The sequence below is a fragment of the Halomonas sp. DP5Y7-2 genome (genome assembly GCF_019802025.1).
GTDB lineage: Bacteria > Pseudomonadota > Gammaproteobacteria > Pseudomonadales > Halomonadaceae > Halomonas > Halomonas litopenaei_A.
In genome coordinates this window covers 1-16,362 of record NZ_JAHVHY010000012.1, presented here as the reverse complement: position 1 = coordinate 16,362, position 16,362 = coordinate 1, and the positions used below count along the sequence as shown (strand labels likewise).

Sequence of the window (16,362 nt, the reverse complement as noted above, 5' to 3'; positions counted from 1 at the left end):
TACGCTGCCACCTTGCGTTAGCGCAAGCCGAACGCCATCAGCATAGGAGTCGACCGGGCGGCCGCCTATTCAGCGCGGCCTTACGCCGGCGCCCTGGTCAGCGCCAACTTGATACCAAACGCCACCAGTACGCCCCCGGTCAAGCCATTGAGCACCCGGGAGAACGCGGGCCGTGCCAGCCAGTGGCTGGCGCTTCCCACCAGCACCGCGACCAGAATCTGCCAGACGTTCGCGATGATGAAGTGGATGCCCGCCAGCCACAGCGACTTGAGCAAGGCGGGATCCGTGGGCGCGATGAACTGCGGCAGAAAGGCCATGTAGAACACGACGGTCTTGGGGTTCAACACATTGGACAGAAGCCCTTCCCGCAGGGGACGCCACATCGGAACCGCTTGCCGCGAGGTGCCGCTGACCGCCGCCACTTCCAGGCCGCCGCCCTTCCAGGCTTGACGCAAGCTGGCCACTCCAAGCCACGCCAGATAGGCAGCGCCCACCAGCTTCAGCGCAGAGAAGGCCCACGCCGACTGCAGCAGAATCAGTGACACACCCAGGGCCGAAACCGTGGCGTGGACAAACAGACCAGAGCAGATCCCCATACTGGTAAGCACACCATCACGCAGGCCGCCCCGCGCCGTATTTCGAATCACCAGCAGGGTATCGATGCCGGGCGTCAAGCTCAGCAGCGTGATCGCCACGACAAACGCCAGCAATTGCCCGTCCATCCACTCCGCCATGGTCATTGTGCTCCGGGGTTCTCGGCGTGCTTGAGAGAAATCTGGTCGTTCAGGGTCCAGAAGTCATACAGAATGCCAACCAGAAACAGGCCGCCGGTCAGCAGATAGATGATTCCGGTCACCCATTTGCCCATGTAGAAGCGGTGAAGGCCAAACACGCCAAGGAAGGTCAGCAGCACCCAGGCCACCGTGTAGTTGGTCGGGCCACCACGAAAGCGCAGATCCGCCTCCCGATCCATGCTCGGAATCAAGAACAGATCAATGATCCACCCAATGAAGAATAGGCCAAGCGTCAAGAACCAGATGGTTCCCGTCACCGGCTTGCCGTAATAGAACCGGTGCGCACCGAGAAAACCGAACAACCACAGCAGGTAGCCCACTACCTTGGAATGGGTGTCGTCGTTGTACATCGCAGGAGCAGTCATGCAGATTCCTTTTACGTTGAATCCCTGTCGTCAGGTCCGTCGACACGCCATTACACGCGTGCCGCTGGACGCTGCAGACCTTTCGATCTACAGTAACTTGGCGGGTCGAGGTAGGCCATTCTCGCTTGTCTGAAGAAACCGTTCCAGCGGTGTCTCTCAAACACGTCGAGAATGTGCTGATTGAGTCGCAGCGTAGGACAGCAAGTGGAAACGTCGTCAGTGGTAGTTCGAACAATCTATTGTCGAAACACGCAATGCGCCCTTCTTTCTTGTCATGCCCACGCACCAGGGTTCAGACCACATGATGGGAGAAAAGCTCCCCTGTGGCTGCACCAGCACCATCATTTAGCGAGTTAAGGAAATCGACAATGGCAACTGGCACTGTCAAGTGGTTCAACGACACTAAGGGCTACGGCTTCATCTCTCCGGACGACGGCGGTGACGACCTGTTCGCCCACTTCTCCGAGATTCAGGCTGAAGGCTTCAAGTCCCTGCAGGACGGCCAGAAGGTCTCCTTCGAAGTGACCCAGGGCAAGAAAGGCCTTCAGGCCTCCAACATCAAGATCGCTGACTAAGCTTCGTGCAAGTCACATCTTGACGCGGGAACGCTGTTCCCGCGATGCAGTACCGCGACATCGGAACAACCTGTCAGCATGATGGATTGGACCCGGCGTCGTAACGGAAAGGCCCACCGCGAGGTGGGCCTTTCTTATGAGCGTATGAGCCCAGAGACTAAGGTACGGGCGGCTACTGCTCGATCTCGCCTTCAGCGTTGACGTCCACCTTGTAGGTGGGGCCGCTCCCGCTGGTCTCGACAGGGGTCGTCTCCGGCACCTGTCGTTCGGCCTCTTCAAACGTCTCATCGATCTTGCGGCTGGCCTCTTCGAAACGCCGCTCGGTCTCTTGCAGGATGGCATCGACCTCGCTGGAGTCATTGCCAGGCGCACTGCTGGCGCCGCCTTGCCCATCACCATCTGCCAGCGGTGAAGCGCTGGCCGCCCCATCGCCGCTGTCATCGACGGCACTGGTCGGCTCAGGCGCCGAAGCATCGACGCTTGCCGCTTGCGTACCGGAGCTGTCCGGGGCCGACGCCTCCGCTTGCTGATACGCTTCATCGATCTTGCGGCTGGCCTCTTCAAACCGGCGCTCGGTTTCCTCGAGGATCGCGTCAACGTCGGAACGGCTGGCCTCACCAGGCACGGCCTGCTCGGACTGCAGGGTATCGGTTGCGCTGCTGCCCAGCTCCACGCTGGCACCCTCAGGCATATCGGAGCCTGCAGCAGCATTGCTGGACGTATCGTCTTCTGCCGGTTCAGGGCGTTGCGATGCATCACCCTCAGACGCCGTATCCACGGCACTGTCCCCTTGAGACGCCAGCGTGTCGCCTGGCGCTTCATCTGTTGCCGCCTCAGGCGCTGACGAGGAGTCCTCACCAGCCACAGTTTCCGCACTGCTGGTCTGAGTCGTGGCCTCTGGGTCTTCACCCTCACACCCGCTCAACCACAGCGGGATGCTGAGGGCCACCACGGCCACCGCCACTCGCGGGGTCACTGCCATTGTCTTCTCTCCATGTCATGGGGCTCCTGTTGATACGACTGCGGGCAACATCCATCGATGTCACCTTGGACCGCAAACGTTCACAAATATTGCAGCAAAGGCGCTGACGAGGTGCAACGCTGACCGACCAACCGCCGCCCCTCGCCGCGGGACGGCTCACTGAACGCTGGTCACATCCGGGTTATCTACATCAATACCAGCTACATCAATACCAGCTACATCAAGGCTACTCGCCACGTGGTGATGCCATGCGACAGCTATCCGGCATGGTCAGTCGCAGCGCCAATGGCATGACCTGGGCTTCAAAGGCCTGCTGGTAGCAGGCCTCGCCGTCCAGCGTCAGAGGCAAACGTGCCTCCCCATCCGCCTCGAAGCGCAGCCAGGCACTGCGAAAGGCATCGACATACTGACCGTGGTAGGGCCGCGCACGTAGCTCGCTCATCATGGCCTTGAGCTGTCGCAGAGAGCGAAAGTCCCGCACCAGCAGCACATCGAACAGTCCGTCGTCCAGCCGCGCTGCCGGGGTCAGCTGCTGGCCTCCTCCGGCCTGGATGCCATTGCCAATGCCCAGCAGAAAGATGCCCGCGCGACTCTCGCCACCGTCCCAGGCCAGGTGCCCCTGATAGAGCTGATAGCGCCAGGCCTTGAAAGCACCAAACACCGAGTAGGCGCCTCCCCCCATCAGCCTTTTCAGCGGCCGGGGGGTGGACGTGGTAATTTCCGCGCCGAACCCGCCGGTGGCCATGTTGATAAAGTAACGGTCGTTGAGACGGGGGATATCGATCCAGCGGCTGGGTAAGCGGCACGCCGCATCCAATGACGCGGCCTGGCCCAATGGCAAGCCCAATGACTTGGCCAGATCGTTGGCGCTACCTAAGGGCATGATGGCCAACTCGGGACGGTCCTTGCGGGGTAACTGCATCAGACCATTGACGACTTCATGTACGGTGCCATCGCCGCCCCCTGCGATCACTCGCTTGACGCCATCGCGACCGGCCTGGGTGGCCTGACGCTCGCCGTCTCCTTTCTCCCAGGTGACGCGAACATCCACATCGAGTCCCCCGCGCCGGCACGCAAACACCGCACTGCGGACCTCCGGCAGCTGCGATGATTGTCCATTGAGGATCAGCCGATTGGTGCCCGGCGGCTGGGTCATCCTGACAGTTCCTTCTTCACAAGGGGTTCATGTAAATCGCACATCCTGGTGCGGTTTGCTCTCCACGTGGACAGGGCAACGCCTCTGCCACCGTTTATCTTGACTTGGCACCGCAGTCGCATTTTAGCTCGCAGAGGGGGACATGCATCAATGTGGCATCAACACGCACATATCCGCCACCATGCTGACAACGCATCCCTTACAATTGTCATCACTATCAGCCCCTTCTGACCGAGTGCCTGCATGATTGAACCTATTTTTGTGCTGACCGCCTTCTTGTCCGGCCTGGCCGCCATGGCCCTCAGACTACCACCCTTGGTCGGTTTTCTCGCCGGCGGCTTTCTTCTCAACGTGCTCGGCTACGATGAAACGCCTGTGCTCACGCTGGTGGCGCACCTGGGGGTGACCTTGATGCTGTTCACCATCGGACTGAAACTCAACGTCAGGACCCTGCTGCGCCCAGACGTCTGGGGCGGAGCCAGCCTGCATATGCTGGCCTCAGTGGTACTTTTTGTTGTCATCTTGGGGCTCCTGAAGGGCATTGTCACCCTGGGCTGGCTGGCATCTCCCAACGGATTGCTGGCGGGCCTGGATCTGACGACGCTGCTGGTGCTGGCCTTCGCCATGTCTTTTTCCAGTACGGTGTTCGTCGTCAAGGTGCTGGAGAAACGCAGTGAAACCCAGGCGGCTTACGGCCGCCTGGCCATCGGCATCCTGATCATGCAGGACCTGTTTGCGGTGATTTTTCTCACGGCATCCACCGGCAAGTTGCCCAGTCCCTGGGCGCTTGGGCTATTCGCTCTGATTCCCCTTGCGCCGCTGCTGCGTAAATTGCTGGATCGTATGGGTCACGGCGAGATGCAGATGCTGTGCGGCGTCGTCATGGCGCTGGTACTGGGTTACGGCCTGTTCGAGGCGGTAGGCGTCAAGGGCGATCTGGGCGCGCTGATCATCGGCATGCTGCTGGCGCCCCACCCCGCCGCCCAGACATTGTCGCGGTCCATGTTCAACATCAAGGAACTGCTGCTGGTCGGGTTCTTCCTGAGCATCGGTCTTACCGCCCTGCCTAGCTGGTCTCTGCTGGGGCTGGCGATGCTGCTGGTGGTGCTGCTGCCGCTCAAGAGTCTGCTCTATCAACTGATACTGATGCGCTTTGGCATGCGCCACCGCACATCCGTACTGGCGACGCTGAGCCTCAGCAACTATTCAGAATTTGGCTTGATCGTGGGCGCCATCGCAGTGTCCAGTGGCTGGCTTGCGCCAGAGTGGCTGGTGGTGGTGTCCCTGGCGGTAGCACTGAGCTTCGTCGCTTCAGCCATCCTCAATGCCTTCAGCGAACGCCTCTACCAATGGCTCGAACCGCGCCTGCCCAAGGTCGATGAATCAGCGCTGTCGCCCAGTGACAGACCCATCGAAGTCGGAGATGCCGAGGCGGTGGTGTTGGGGATGGGTCGCATCGGTCGCAGCGTGTACCGGCGTCTGACAAAGGAATACGGGCTGAAGGTACTCGGGGTGGACTCCAACCCGAAAAGCGTGAAGACCCTGGCCGAAAAGGGCTTCAATATCGTCGAAGGCGACGCGGTAGACTCCGACTTCTGGGACAAGATGCTGATGTCTTCGCAGGTCGAGCTGGTCGTGCTGGCCATGCCCCATCATGCGGGTAACCTGTTCGCCCTGAAGCAGCTGAGAAGCCGCCACTTTCCCGGCAAGATCACTGCGGTGGTGGAATACCTGGAAGAGATCGATACCATCCGCGAGCTTGGCGCCCATGCGGTCTACCATGTCTACGACGAGGCGGGCCGTGCCCTGGCGGACAGTGCCGCCGAGGAAGCCGGTATCATCTCGCGTACCCAGCAGCTGGGCTAGCCGAGCCGAGGTGGCGTGGAGCGGGTGCACTGCGGCGGTAGTTGCCCCGCCTCCCCATGGCAAGGATACTCGTGTCTCTTACCTCCTCGACCGGCGTTGCGGAGCGGTACACGATCGATGACAAGGATGCATGGCGGTGGAAGATCTCTTTACCTGGCTGGGCGAAGCACTGGGCACCCTGATACGGGTGGTCGTCGATACCCTGGGAGGCTTTTTTACCGGCCTTGATGATGCGGCAGCAGGCTTCATCGATGGCTTGTCTCGCTCCCTCGGTATCGCTCCCTCGTTCTTCAGTCTGGCCTTGCTGGTGCTGGGTCTGTTCTTCCTGTGGCGAGCCCTGCGGGCGATTCTCGCACGCTCAGCTGTCGCGGCGTTGCTGTGGGCCCTGCTTGGCCTGTTGACCCTGGGCATGCTGCTGCCGTAACCGCTGACACGGTTTAGATGTCGCCAACGCAAGACGCCGCCCACAGGGCGGCGCCTTTCTCGGCATCTTTCCGAGTCCGGGGTCAGGCCAGCGCCTTCTCCACGATCTCGTAGACATTGGGCGACAATGTCTCCTGACGAATCCGCTCGAGTTCAGCGCGCATCAGCTCCTGGCGCGCCTTGTCGAAGCGCTGCCAGCGCGTCAGCGGCGTGATGATGCGTGCCGCGATCTCCGGATTCAGGCGATTCAACTCGATCACCACCTCCGCCAGCAGACGGTATCCTTCCCCGTCCAGCCGATGGAAGTTGACCCGATTCTGCCCGGCAAAGGCGCCAATCAACGCTCGCACCTTGTTTGGGTTCTTGAGCGAAAAGGCCGGGTGCTCCATCAGGTAACGCACGCGATCCAGAGCGTCTGCCTGGGGGCGGGTCACCTGCAGGCTGAACCACTGATCCATCACCAGCGGATCATGGGACCACTTACGGCCAAAGGCCTTGAGGGCCGGGTCGGCAATGTCCGAACGACTGCTGTGCACCAGCAGGGTCAGTGCGTGGCGCACGTCGGTCATGTTGTGGTCGGCATCGAACTGTGCCTGGGCAAGCTCGATCGCGGCCTCGTCCTCGATGCTCATCAGGTAGGACAACGCCACGTTCTTGAGCGCCCGCTGCCCGATCTGCTCTGGGGTCGGGGCATAGGGAGCATCACTCTGGTTTGCGTGGTAGAGCGCCATCAGCTCGTCGCGAAGCTCCCGAGCCAATGACTGCTGCACGAACATCCGAGCGGCATGGATGGCATCCACATCCACCAGCGGCTGCTGCTCCGCGATGTAGGCCTCGCTCGGCAGCTGCAGCATCTCCGCCAATACCGCCTTGTCATCGTTGCCTTCTTCGATCAGCGCGCGGAAGGCGTCGACCAAGCGCCCGTCCATGACCTTCTCGACGCCATTGCGATGAGCCGCAATCAGATCGTCAAGGGCCAGCAGGGTCAGACGCTGGCCAGCGTCCCAGCGATTAAAGCCATCGCTGTCATGAGCCATCAGGAACGCCAGGTCCTCCCGCGAGTAAGGGAACGACAGCTTCACCGGCGCTGAGAACCCACGCAGCAGGGAGGGCACCGGCGCTTCCTCGATGTCGGTGAAGATGAACTCCTGTTCGTCTTCACGCAGATGGATGACGGCGTCACGGCCCAGGGTTTCGCCGTCAAGCGTCATGCTCAGGTCTCTGCCGCTCTTGGTACCGACAAGACCCAGGCGCACCGGAATATGCAGCGCCTGCTTGTCGGGCTGCCCCGGGGTTGACGGGGTACGCTGACGCAGGATCAAGCGATAGCGGGAGTTGGCGTAATCGTACTCGCCAAAGGCATCGATTTCCGGAGTGCCCGCCTGGGAGTACCAGCGCATAAACTGCCCCAGATCCAGACCGGACACTTCCGCCATGCAGTCGACAAAGTCTTCGATCGTCACTGCCTGACCATCAAACCGGGAGAAGTACAGGTCTGATCCCTCGCGGAAGGTCTCCGGCCCGACCAGGTTAGACAGCATCCGCACAATCTCTGCCCCTTTCTCGTAGATGGTCAGGGTATAGAAGTTGCCGATCTCGATGTAGGACTCAGGACGCACCGGGTGAGCGGTGGGACCCGCATCTTCCGCAAACTGAGCGGTACGAAAGAAGGACACTTCCTCGATACGCTTGACCGGCGCAGAGTTCACGTCAGCCGAGAAACACTGGTCACGGAAGACGGTAAAGCCCTCTTTCAGCGACAGCTGAAACCAGTCGCGGCAGGTCACCCTGTTGCCCGACCAGTTATGGAAGTACTCGTGGGCCACGATACCCTCGACGCGCTGGAAAGCGGCGTCGGTAGCGGTCTTCGGATGGGTCAGCACCGCCGCGGAGTTGAAGATGTTGAGGCCCTTGTTCTCCATGGCGCCCATGTTGAAATCATTGACCGCGACAATCATGAACAGGTCCAGGTCATATTCGCGACCGTAGGCCTGCTCGTCCCACGCCATGGAGCGCTTCAACGACGCCATGGCGTGCTCGGTCTTGTCGAGGTTTTCTTCTTCCACCCAGATCTGCAGGGTGACGTCACGCCCGCTCATGGTGGTGAAGTGATCTTCCACCTTCTCGAGGTCGCCGGCGACCAGGGCAAACAGGTAGGCAGGCTTGGGATGCGGGTCTTCCCAGGTGACAAAATGACGCCCATCCGGCAGTTCGCCACGCTCAACGGGGTTGCCATTGGACAACAGCACCGGCTCACGCGTGACATCCCCCACCACGGTGGTGGAGAAGGTAGCCATCACATCGGGACGATCGGGATAGAAGGTGATCCGGCGAAAGCCCTCCGCCTCACACTGGGTGCAGAACATGCCCCCGGAGCGATAGAGGCCTGACAGTGCCGTGTTGTCCTCAGGAGCAATCTCGACGTCAGTCTCCAGCACGAAGGAGGCAGGCACCTTGGCGATGGACAGCCCCTTGTCGCTCAGCTCGTACTCGTCATTGGACAGCGGCCGCCCATCGATAGCGATGGACACCAGTGACAGCTGCTCCCCATCCAGCCACAGCGCTTCGCCGGCCTCGCGCTCAGGATGGCGCTCAAGATGCAGCCTGGCCTTGACGCGGGTCGCGCCAGGCGCCAGATCAAAGGACAACTCGGTGCGCGTGACACGGTAAGCCGGGGGAAGATAGTCGCTGAGATGAATCGGCTGGGGGTCGGACATCGGGGATGCTCCAATCAGAAAAGTCGTCGCCATTGTACGGGCATGGAGGGGCCAGGCTCAAAGCGCCGGCAGCGCATTGAGCGGTTCAGGACGAGGACGCGGGCTCGGGTCGCGTAAAGATCCAGATGGCGATACCGGCCAGCATCGTCACCAGGCCCAGCTTCAACCACCAGAGGGATACCGTGAACAGCAGCACGATCACCGACAGCGACAGCATCACCAGGGCCATCCACTTGGCATGACGAGGGATCGCACCCGACTCTTCCCACGCCACCACCGCGGGGCCGAAGCGCGGGTGTTCCCGTATCCAACGGGCGAAGCGTGGCGACCCCTTGGATGCCGCCCACACCGCCACCAGCAAGAAGCAGGTGCTGGGCATAAGGGGGACGAAAGCCCCGATGACGCCAAGGGCGAAGCTGATCCAGGCAAGCATTTGCCACGCCACACGGCGCGTGGTGGTTATCAAGGGTAAGCTCCGATGGTGCGGCAGAGGGTGTGATGGAAAAAGCGGTTGACCGCCCCGCGCACACGGCCGTTGATCGCTGAAACTCCCATTGAACCGCAACGGTCGAGCAGGGGCCAATTGCACGAGGCTATCGACATCTTAGAGCCTCTCGACACCCGACAGGCTACCGATGCCTTGGATGCCGACCTCAGGCCGTCGCCCCAGCTCGCCATGGTGTTGCGCTCAATCTCGGAAGTTATCGAACTGAAGGGCGAGATCAGGCCCATCGTCACCACGCAGCAGCGCCATGACGCTCTGCAGATCATCCCGTTTCTTGCCAGTGACGCGCACCTTGTCGCCCTGAATCTGCGCCTGCACCTTGAGCTTGGAGTCCTTGATCCGCTTGACGATATCCTTGGCTTCCTTCTGCTCCAGGCCTTGCTTGAGCAAGACGTTCTGGCGAGCCTTCACCCCGGACAGCTCGGCATCCTGCACGTCCATGGTGCGCGGATCGATGCTACGAGCAATCAGCTTGTTGCGCAGAACGTCGAGCATCTGCTGGAGCTGGAAGTCCACCTCGGCATGCAGTGCAACGGTCTCGTCGGACAGCTCGAACCCGGCGTCGACGCCACGGAAATCGAAGCGCCCCTGGACCTCTCGGTTGGCCTGATCCACGGCGTTCTGTGCCTCGTGGCGATCAAATTCGGAAACAATATCGAAAGAGGGCATGCTCACTCCAAGGGGTAAAAGCGCTAGTCTACCACTGGAAGCGGTGCCTGCGAGGCACCTCGCGGACCAACCTCTGCAGCGTCGTGCTGAGGGTCCGTCGGATCCTGCGTCTGCTCTTGTGAAGAGACGCTCGCCGAGTCAGTCGCCGAGGCAGCCGCCAAGGCTCGAGGCGTCCTTTGCCTCACCACCTGTCCCCCGTCTGCTCCCCCCGAGTGAGTGGGGGCGCCTGTCGGTTCGCCCAGCGTCAGGATCATTCTCCAGGCGGCGCAGCCATCCTCGTAGTACTCGTCCAGCCAGGCATCCAGGCGGAACCCGGCACGTCGATACAGCCCGAGAGCCACGCGGTTATCGGCACGCACCTCAAGGCTCATGCGCGAGCAGCCTGACGCCCGAGCCTGCTGCTGCAAGGCCAGCAGCAACGCCCGACCTACGCCATCACCGCGGGCCTCTGGTGCCACGCAAAGCGAGTAAAGCCGCGCTGTCTGACTACCCTTGCGCAGCAACAGGGTGCCGTATCCGAGCAACCTCCCCTCGGGCGGAACCGCCCCATGAGCGTCGCCGGCCTCCGCCGGGACAGCAAGCAGGGTGATTGCCCTGGCGCGGGTCAGCAGATACCTGAGCTGACGACGATTGAAACGATCACCGCTGAAGCCACGACGTTCCAGCGACTCGAGAGCATCGAGATCGGCTGGGAGCGCCGGGCGCAGGACAACAGACATCGAGAAAGACTTCCATGCAAGGCCACGAATTCCGTGTCGGCGACGACGGAGTATATCGCTCGATTCTGTCGCTCCCGAGGCCCGCTGTCAGCCGTCGATGAATGAATTTTTTTCACCCAGATAGCATATTGCTTTGCGGCTGGCTCAGGTGCATTCTTGCGCCACTCGACCAGACACTCCTCCTGCTCCCTCGCCGGCTGCCAGAACGATCGAGCCCCGCCCCTTCCCCCCTGCCCGAGGACCCATGACGATGTGCGCACTGCGTATCGTGGTTGACCGCCAGCGCGACTGGCAGCCCTATCACCCCAGCGACGATGTGATCGATGCCGAGACCTATCTCGCATCGGCGGCAACGTCCGGCAGCGAACAGGTCATCAACCTGTGCGCGGATCTCGGCTACCTGGGGACTGGCTACTATGTCTCGTTGCTTGCTCAGGCGCGTGGAGCGAGGGTGATCCCCACGGTGGATACTCTCAACACGCTGCGTCGCAAGTCCACCACCGACATGCAGCTCGAAGGCCTGGCGCCGCTGCTGGAGGATCTGGGCAAGGTGGCAGCCAGCCAGCAGCTTGGCGACACGATCGACGTCACCATCTTTTTTGGCGAGTGTGACGCCGCCCCGCTGGCAAAGATCGCCAGGCGACTTTTCGAGCGCCTGCCCTGCCCGCTGCTGGAAGCGCGCCTGACACGTCAGGGCCACAGCTATCGGCTGGCACGCCTTCGCCCCCTGGCGCTATCGCGGCTCAAGGAGCACGAGCAGGACACCTTTGCCCGCGCCCTGAACCGTCACTCACTGAAGGTCTGGCGCACCCCACGGGCCAGGCGCCGCTATCGTTTTGACCTGGCCATGCTGGTCAATCCGGAAGAGCGACTGCCACCCAGCAACAAGGGTGCGCTCAAGCGTTTCATTCGCGCCGGGCGCCGCCAGGGAATCAATGTATCGCTGATCACCCATCGCGACAGCGCACGCCTGGCGGAATTCGACGGGCTGTTCCTGCGCGAAACCACGTCGCTTGACCACCCGACCTGGCGCATGGCCCGGCGTGCAGAACATGAAGGGCTGGTGGTGATCGACGCACCTCAGGATATTCTGCGTTGCACCAACAAGGTCTACCTGCATGAGCTGCTGCGCACTCGCAATGTGCCAGCGCCCGAAGGGCTTCTGCTGCGCCGCTCCAGTGCTGAACGGCTGATCGAACAGGCCCGCGAGCTCAGTTTTCCAAGGGTGCTGAAGGTTCCCGATGGTGCGTTCTCCAAGGGAGTGGTGAAGGTGGCGTCGGCGGAGGCCCTGGCCCGGGAGGCCAGCATTCTGTTCGAAAGCTCGGACCTGTTGCTGCTGCAGGAATGGCTTCCCACCGACTACGACTGGCGCATCGGCGTGCTCGATGGTCAGCCACTGTTTGCCAGTCGCTACTACATGGCCCGTGGACATTGGCAGATCTACGACCACTCCGGCCCGCGGACTCGCAGCGGCGGCTTCACCAGCCATCCGATCAGTGATGTGCCTGCGGCGGTACTGCGCACTGCCCTCAAGGCATGCCGACTGATCGGCAACGGCCTCTACGGCGTTGACCTCAAGCAAGTCGGCGAGCGAGTTCTGGTCATCGAGGTCAACGACAATCCCAATATTGATGCGGGTATCGAGGACAACGTGCTGGGAGATGCCCTCTACGATCGCCTGCTGGACGTGTTTGCCCGGCGTATGGAAGCTGGCAAGCAGGATCCGTGACCGTCACGATGGCGCCGTGATGGCCCAGCGTGACGGCCTTCGGGCTGACGCCAGCGAGCGACTCGGCTACCCTGCGCGTTCACGACCAGAAAATCGGAGCCAGCATGAGCGATCAGCAACGCAACGAGCGCCACAAGAAGGCCATGGAAAAGCTCAAGAGCCACGTCGATGCCAAGGTCGCCGCGGCAGAGGAAGAGCGCGGACTGATGCTGGTTTTCACGGGCAATGGCAAAGGCAAGACGACGGCGGCCTGGGGCACGGTGACTCGCGCGCTGGGCTACGGCTATCGGGTGGGCGTCGTCCAGTTCATCAAGGGTCTTTGGGAGTGTGGCGAACGCGAACGGCTTGAGCAGGATGCCAACCTCGAAGTGGCTATCATGGCGACAGGCTTTACCTGGGACACCCAGAACCGCGAGTCGGACACCCAGGCCTGTCAAGAGGTATGGCAACAGGCCAGTCGCATGCTGGCGGACCCTGAGGTCTATCTGGTCGTGCTCGACGAGATCACCTATATGCTCAAGTTTGGCTACCTGGATATCGACACGGTGCGCACCGCGATCGCCAACCGCCCGCCAGAACAGACCGTGATCATCACCGGGCGCAACGCCCATAGGGAGCTAGTGGCCATGGCCGATACCGTCACCGAGATGCAGGAAGTCAAGCACGGCTTTGCGGCAGGGCTCAAGGCACGCCGCGGGATCGACTTCTGATCCTGCTGCCGATCGTGTAGCCCTGCTGCCGACAGACCGACCGCATTCCCTGTCACGCAGCAAAACAATCGGCCCGGGAGCATGCTCCCGGGCCGATTGTCTCAAGCTACTACCTACCTCTAAAACGACGTGCCGCTGGAACCTGTGCGCCGCTGAAACCTATGCGTCGCTGAAACCTATGCGTCGCTGACACCAAGCGCCGCTGCAACGACGAGGACTGACTGCTCGGCGACGTATTGTCGCCACGCGTCCCTCGGCTCGCATCACTCTACCTGCAGCTGGTCGTTGGCGATCATCTGCTGCAGGAAGGTGGCGGAGTCCTGCCCTCCCATAGTGACGCCATTGAGCACGATGGTCTGATCGGCATCGTTGCCATTAGCGGCAATGCCTCCACTGCTCTTGACGTGCAGCACCGTATTCCCGTTGCCATCTTCCTGAGCAAAGAGATAGTCGTTGACGCTGGCGTCAGTGGCACCATCCAGCAGGTCCGCCACTTCCAGACGATCCGCTTCTGGGTCCACCCCGTAGCCACCCACGGTGAAACCAGTGACGGTGTCGACGGCCGGGGCGCCGTTGGTGCCGGCATCACCCTGGCTCCAGGCCAGGATATCGGCGCCGCTTCCCAGGTCGATGATGTCGTTGCCCTTGCCGCCCTGCAAAGTGTCGTTGCCCTTGCCACCGATCAGCGTATCGTTGCCGACACCGCCAATCAGCGTATCGGCTCCCGCACCTCCGATCAGCAGATCATCACCTTCTCCGCCGTCCAGGGTGTTGGCCGCACCGTCATCGCGACCATCCCCAAGGTTGTCGATCTCGGCACGAATGTAGGCACGAATTTCCTCATCGCTGGGGGCCGATCCAGTCGCATCGGCAATGCGATCCGCCACACCGCTGCCGCCTGGGTTCTCCTGTGTCCAGGTCAGGTAGGCGTACAGGCCTGCATAACCCAGACCGTCGTGGTCGCCCGCGGTGAAGGTTTCGCCGGTGGCCGCGTTGACCCATTCTAGATGATCACTGTTCAAGGTGTCGGCGACCAGAATGTCGTCCCCACCGCCACCACTGAGGGTATCGGCACCGACCGGCAGCAGGCTGGCGGCGGCTTCCTGCAGCGCCGCATCAAGATCGCCACCGCTCAAGACGATCTGAGGCTGGCCTGCGTTTGCAGTCACGCCCACCACCCCATCGTTCGGATTAATATCCGTCGAGGCCGTACCAACCACATTCGTGTTATCAAAGAAGCGCAGCACATTGGAATTGATGCCCTCGCCGATCCCAATGGCGGCCACCTGGGCCACTGAGGCCAACTCGCCAAACGCATTGACGGACTCGTTCATCACCGTCTGGCTAAAGGTGCTACCGTTGCCGCCGAGGCCACCAGTGGAGCCGCGGTAGTAGGTCGGCACACCATCCGTCAGGAAGAAGCCGATATTGGTGAAGCCGTTGCCCTGGCTGGCAAACCAGTCCCGTGCCGCATCGAAGCCATCCTCATAGTTGGTCCCCCCTCCCGCGATCATGGCATTGATAAAGGCGATCGCTGCTGGCAGGTCTGCCGCGCTGAAATTGGTGAAGGTGATGGTGTCGCCGTTGCCCACCGCGCTATCGAAGTCGACAATCTGAAGGTTGATGGTGCCCTCGTGGCCGCTGAGCTGGGTGACCAGGTTCTGCAGGGCCTCCTTGGCCAGCTGCATGCGAGACTTGCCGTTGACCCCAGAGCTGTTGCCCATACTGCCAGAGCTGTCGACGATCAGGGTGATGTTGTAGTTGCCAGCGGGCTCATTGAGCGTGCCACCCGCATCGCCGATGATCACGTCGTCACCACCACCGCCCGTCAGGGTCTGCTCTCCGTTGCCGCCCACCAGCAGCTTGTCCTTGGCATCTCCGTGCAAGGTCAGGCTAGCGGATAGCTCGTCGTCATCACCATCGCGACCAATCAGTCCAAGCTGGACATCAAAGTCGTCGCTGGGGCCGCCCAGACGATAGGACGCATCCTCTAGCAGAAGGTCATCGTTGCTGGTGCTGCCGCTATCCGCCGCGGTGATTTCCACCGCTTCAAAGGGCCGGTCGCTCGCGGTTTCCAGCGTCACCTGCCAGCCGTCCTTCAACCCGGTCACGCGCAGGCCGTTGCCGTCAGCGGTCACGCTGACCTGGCTGGTCACATCCACCCCAATGGCGTTGAAGACCTTGATGTCGGCGGGCGTCACGGCAAGATAGCCGCTGGATCCGGTGCTGGGATCGCCACTTCCGGCGCTGCCATCGGGCGAGTAGAGCAATGCCGCGATGACCAGTGCCGTGGTGGCACCTTCGCCGCCTGCCACCTGCACCCGCTGGGAGAAGCTGACCATGCCTTGATGGTCGGTCCAGCTCGGGCCGCCAGTTCCCGCGACAAGGTCCTTCAGGGCATCGAAGCGCACGCTAGCACCCGTGGCGACGGCGATCTTGCCATCGTCGACGACCACGGCTCCGCTGCTGCTGGACACCAGCAGGTCGTTATCACTGGCATTATCCAGGTGATTCAGCGCGAGATAGCCACCCGTCACGCTCTCGCCGTCCTCGAGTTCGGCAGCGACATCCACGCCATTACTGACGTCACCGACCACATCGATGGTATAGCCATCTCCGGTCTGCGCCAGGGTCACGCTAAAGCCATCTTCAGCCCCATTCGCAGACTCGGCATAAAGTGTGGTGCCATCGGCACTGAGTCGATAGGTCAGCGGCTTGCCGTCGACTCGCAGAGCGTTGCCTGAGCTATCCGTCGCCGGCTGGCCATCCAGACTGGCGTCGAACACCATCTCCTTGACCCCGTCTGCCCCTGCATTGGGTCCGAAGTCCAGGATGCCGCTTCCGTCCTCCAGCGCGTGCTCCGCCGGCGAGAACTGTTGTGGCACGTCATCCTTGATATCGATGGTCAGATTGGCCGGATCGCTGACGTCGCCGTCGGAGTCGGTCACCACCAGGCTGAACACGTCCTGGATGCCGTCGCTGCCAGTGCCCTGGCTGCTATGGTCGGTGGTGTTGTCGTCCAGGGTGTAGCTGTAGCTGTAGTCCCCATTCACCACGCTGACGACCAGGGTGCCGTAGGTACCTTGCACGGTGCCGCCATTGGTCACGTCCACGCCGCTGATCACCACCGAGCCCACGCTGTCGGAGCCGGT

Annotated in this window: 14 protein-coding genes; 5 read left to right on the top strand and 9 right to left on the bottom strand. The window is 61.7% G+C overall.

Annotation, left to right across the window (positions count from 1 at the left end; translation table 11 throughout):
* Positions 1-80 precede the first annotated feature (80 nt).
* Together KUW18_RS19375 and KUW18_RS19370 are read right to left on the bottom strand one after the other, a co-directional pair.
* A complete protein-coding gene (locus tag KUW18_RS19375; RefSeq protein ID WP_409995840.1) occupies positions 81-740 on the bottom strand; it encodes a LysE family translocator in 660 nt (219 codons plus the stop codon).
* A complete protein-coding gene (locus KUW18_RS19370) occupies positions 737-1,159 on the bottom strand; it encodes an NINE protein (RefSeq protein ID WP_224852177.1) in 423 nt (140 codons plus the stop codon). The genes KUW18_RS19375 and KUW18_RS19370 overlap by 4 nt, the downstream gene beginning before the upstream one ends.
* Positions 1,160-1,527: 368 nt before the next feature.
* Between KUW18_RS19370 and KUW18_RS19365 the strand changes: the two genes are divergently transcribed.
* Complete coding sequence (locus KUW18_RS19365; protein WP_206944852.1) at positions 1,528-1,734, top strand: cold-shock protein; 207 nt, start codon at positions 1,528-1,530, stop codon at positions 1,732-1,734.
* A gap of 172 nt (positions 1,735-1,906) precedes the next feature.
* On the opposite strand, the gene KUW18_RS19360 is transcribed toward KUW18_RS19365, so the two are convergent.
* A complete protein-coding gene (locus KUW18_RS19360) occupies positions 1,907-2,716 on the bottom strand; it encodes a hypothetical protein (protein ID WP_222562173.1) in 810 nt (269 codons plus the stop codon).
* A 226-nt stretch (positions 2,717-2,942) separates the two neighbouring features.
* Positions 2,943-3,872 carry a lipid kinase YegS gene (gene yegS, locus KUW18_RS19355; protein WP_206944855.1) on the bottom strand — a complete coding sequence of 310 codons (930 nt, stop codon included), beginning with the start codon at positions 3,870-3,872 and terminating at the stop codon, positions 2,943-2,945.
* Positions 3,873-4,115: 243 nt separating this feature from the next.
* Here yegS and KUW18_RS19350 point away from each other — a divergent pair, with 243 nt between their 5' ends.
* The gene (locus KUW18_RS19350) at positions 4,116-5,738 is read left to right on the top strand and encodes a cation:proton antiporter family protein (RefSeq protein ID WP_222164331.1); all 1,623 of its coding nucleotides are present in this window, start codon (positions 4,116-4,118) and stop codon (positions 5,736-5,738) included.
* Positions 5,739-5,874: 136 nt separating this feature from the next.
* Positions 5,875-6,162: a hypothetical protein gene (locus tag KUW18_RS19345; RefSeq protein WP_224852176.1), complete on the top strand. Its 288-nt coding sequence runs from the start codon at positions 5,875-5,877 to the stop codon at positions 6,160-6,162.
* Positions 6,163-6,244: 82 nt separating this feature from the next.
* Here the strand turns inward: KUW18_RS19345 and pepN are convergent, their stop codons facing one another.
* The 4 genes from pepN to KUW18_RS19325 all read right to left on the bottom strand — a co-directional run bounded on the left by pepN (position 6,245) and on the right by KUW18_RS19325 (position 10,771).
* A complete protein-coding gene (gene pepN / locus KUW18_RS19340) occupies positions 6,245-8,878 on the bottom strand; it encodes an aminopeptidase N (RefSeq protein WP_222562172.1) in 2,634 nt (877 codons plus the stop codon).
* A gap of 85 nt (positions 8,879-8,963) precedes the next feature.
* Positions 8,964-9,344: a YbaN family protein gene (locus KUW18_RS19335; RefSeq protein ID WP_224852175.1), complete on the bottom strand. Its 381-nt coding sequence runs from the start codon at positions 9,342-9,344 to the stop codon at positions 8,964-8,966.
* 222 nt (positions 9,345-9,566) lie between these two features.
* Positions 9,567-10,052, bottom strand: a complete 486-nt coding sequence (locus KUW18_RS19330; protein ID WP_206944859.1) for a YajQ family cyclic di-GMP-binding protein — start codon at positions 10,050-10,052, stop codon at positions 9,567-9,569.
* Between the two features lie 23 nt (positions 10,053-10,075).
* The gene (locus KUW18_RS19325; protein WP_222562171.1) at positions 10,076-10,771 is read right to left on the bottom strand and encodes a GNAT family N-acetyltransferase; all 696 of its coding nucleotides are present in this window, start codon (positions 10,769-10,771) and stop codon (positions 10,076-10,078) included.
* 244 nt (positions 10,772-11,015) lie between these two features.
* Between KUW18_RS19325 and KUW18_RS19320 the strand changes: the two genes are divergently transcribed.
* Positions 11,016-12,500 carry a RimK family protein gene (locus KUW18_RS19320; RefSeq protein ID WP_308126724.1) on the top strand — a complete coding sequence of 495 codons (1,485 nt, stop codon included), beginning with the start codon at positions 11,016-11,018 and terminating at the stop codon, positions 12,498-12,500.
* A gap of 104 nt (positions 12,501-12,604) precedes the next feature.
* Positions 12,605-13,210 carry a cob(I)yrinic acid a,c-diamide adenosyltransferase gene (gene cobO / locus KUW18_RS19315; RefSeq protein WP_222164328.1) on the top strand — a complete coding sequence of 202 codons (606 nt, stop codon included), beginning with the start codon at positions 12,605-12,607 and terminating at the stop codon, positions 13,208-13,210.
* 263 nt (positions 13,211-13,473) lie between these two features.
* Here the strand turns inward: cobO and KUW18_RS19310 are convergent.
* The coding region (locus tag KUW18_RS19310; RefSeq protein ID WP_222562170.1) for a type I secretion C-terminal target domain-containing protein at positions 13,474-16,362 on the bottom strand (2,889 nt) is incomplete at its 5' end.

Excerpts from the sequence above, each read along its gene's own strand:
- KUW18_RS19370 (WP_224852177.1), bottom strand. The coding sequence starts at position 1,159 with ATGACTGCTCCTGCGATGTACAACGACGACACCCATTCCAAGGTAGTG.
- KUW18_RS19360 (WP_222562173.1), bottom strand. The coding sequence starts at position 2,716 with ATGGCAGTGACCCCGCGAGTGGCGGTGGCCGTGGTGGCCCTCAGCATC.
- cobO (WP_222164328.1), top strand. The coding sequence starts at position 12,605 with ATGAGCGATCAGCAACGCAACGAGCGCCACAAGAAGGCCATGGAAAAG.
- KUW18_RS19325 (WP_222562171.1), bottom strand. The coding sequence starts at position 10,771 with ATGTCTGTTGTCCTGCGCCCGGCGCTCCCAGCCGATCTCGATGCTCTC.
- pepN (WP_222562172.1), bottom strand. The coding sequence starts at position 8,878 with ATGTCCGACCCCCAGCCGATTCATCTCAGCGACTATCTTCCCCCGGCT.
- KUW18_RS19365 (WP_206944852.1), top strand. The coding sequence starts at position 1,528 with ATGGCAACTGGCACTGTCAAGTGGTTCAACGACACTAAGGGCTACGGC.
- KUW18_RS19320 (WP_308126724.1), top strand. The coding sequence starts at position 11,016 with ATGACGATGTGCGCACTGCGTATCGTGGTTGACCGCCAGCGCGACTGG.
- KUW18_RS19350 (WP_222164331.1), top strand. The coding sequence starts at position 4,116 with ATGATTGAACCTATTTTTGTGCTGACCGCCTTCTTGTCCGGCCTGGCC.
- KUW18_RS19375 (WP_409995840.1), bottom strand. The coding sequence starts at position 740 with ATGACCATGGCGGAGTGGATGGACGGGCAATTGCTGGCGTTTGTCGTG.
- KUW18_RS19330 (WP_206944859.1), bottom strand. The coding sequence starts at position 10,052 with ATGCCCTCTTTCGATATTGTTTCCGAATTTGATCGCCACGAGGCACAG.
- yegS (WP_206944855.1), bottom strand. The coding sequence starts at position 3,872 with ATGACCCAGCCGCCGGGCACCAATCGGCTGATCCTCAATGGACAATCA.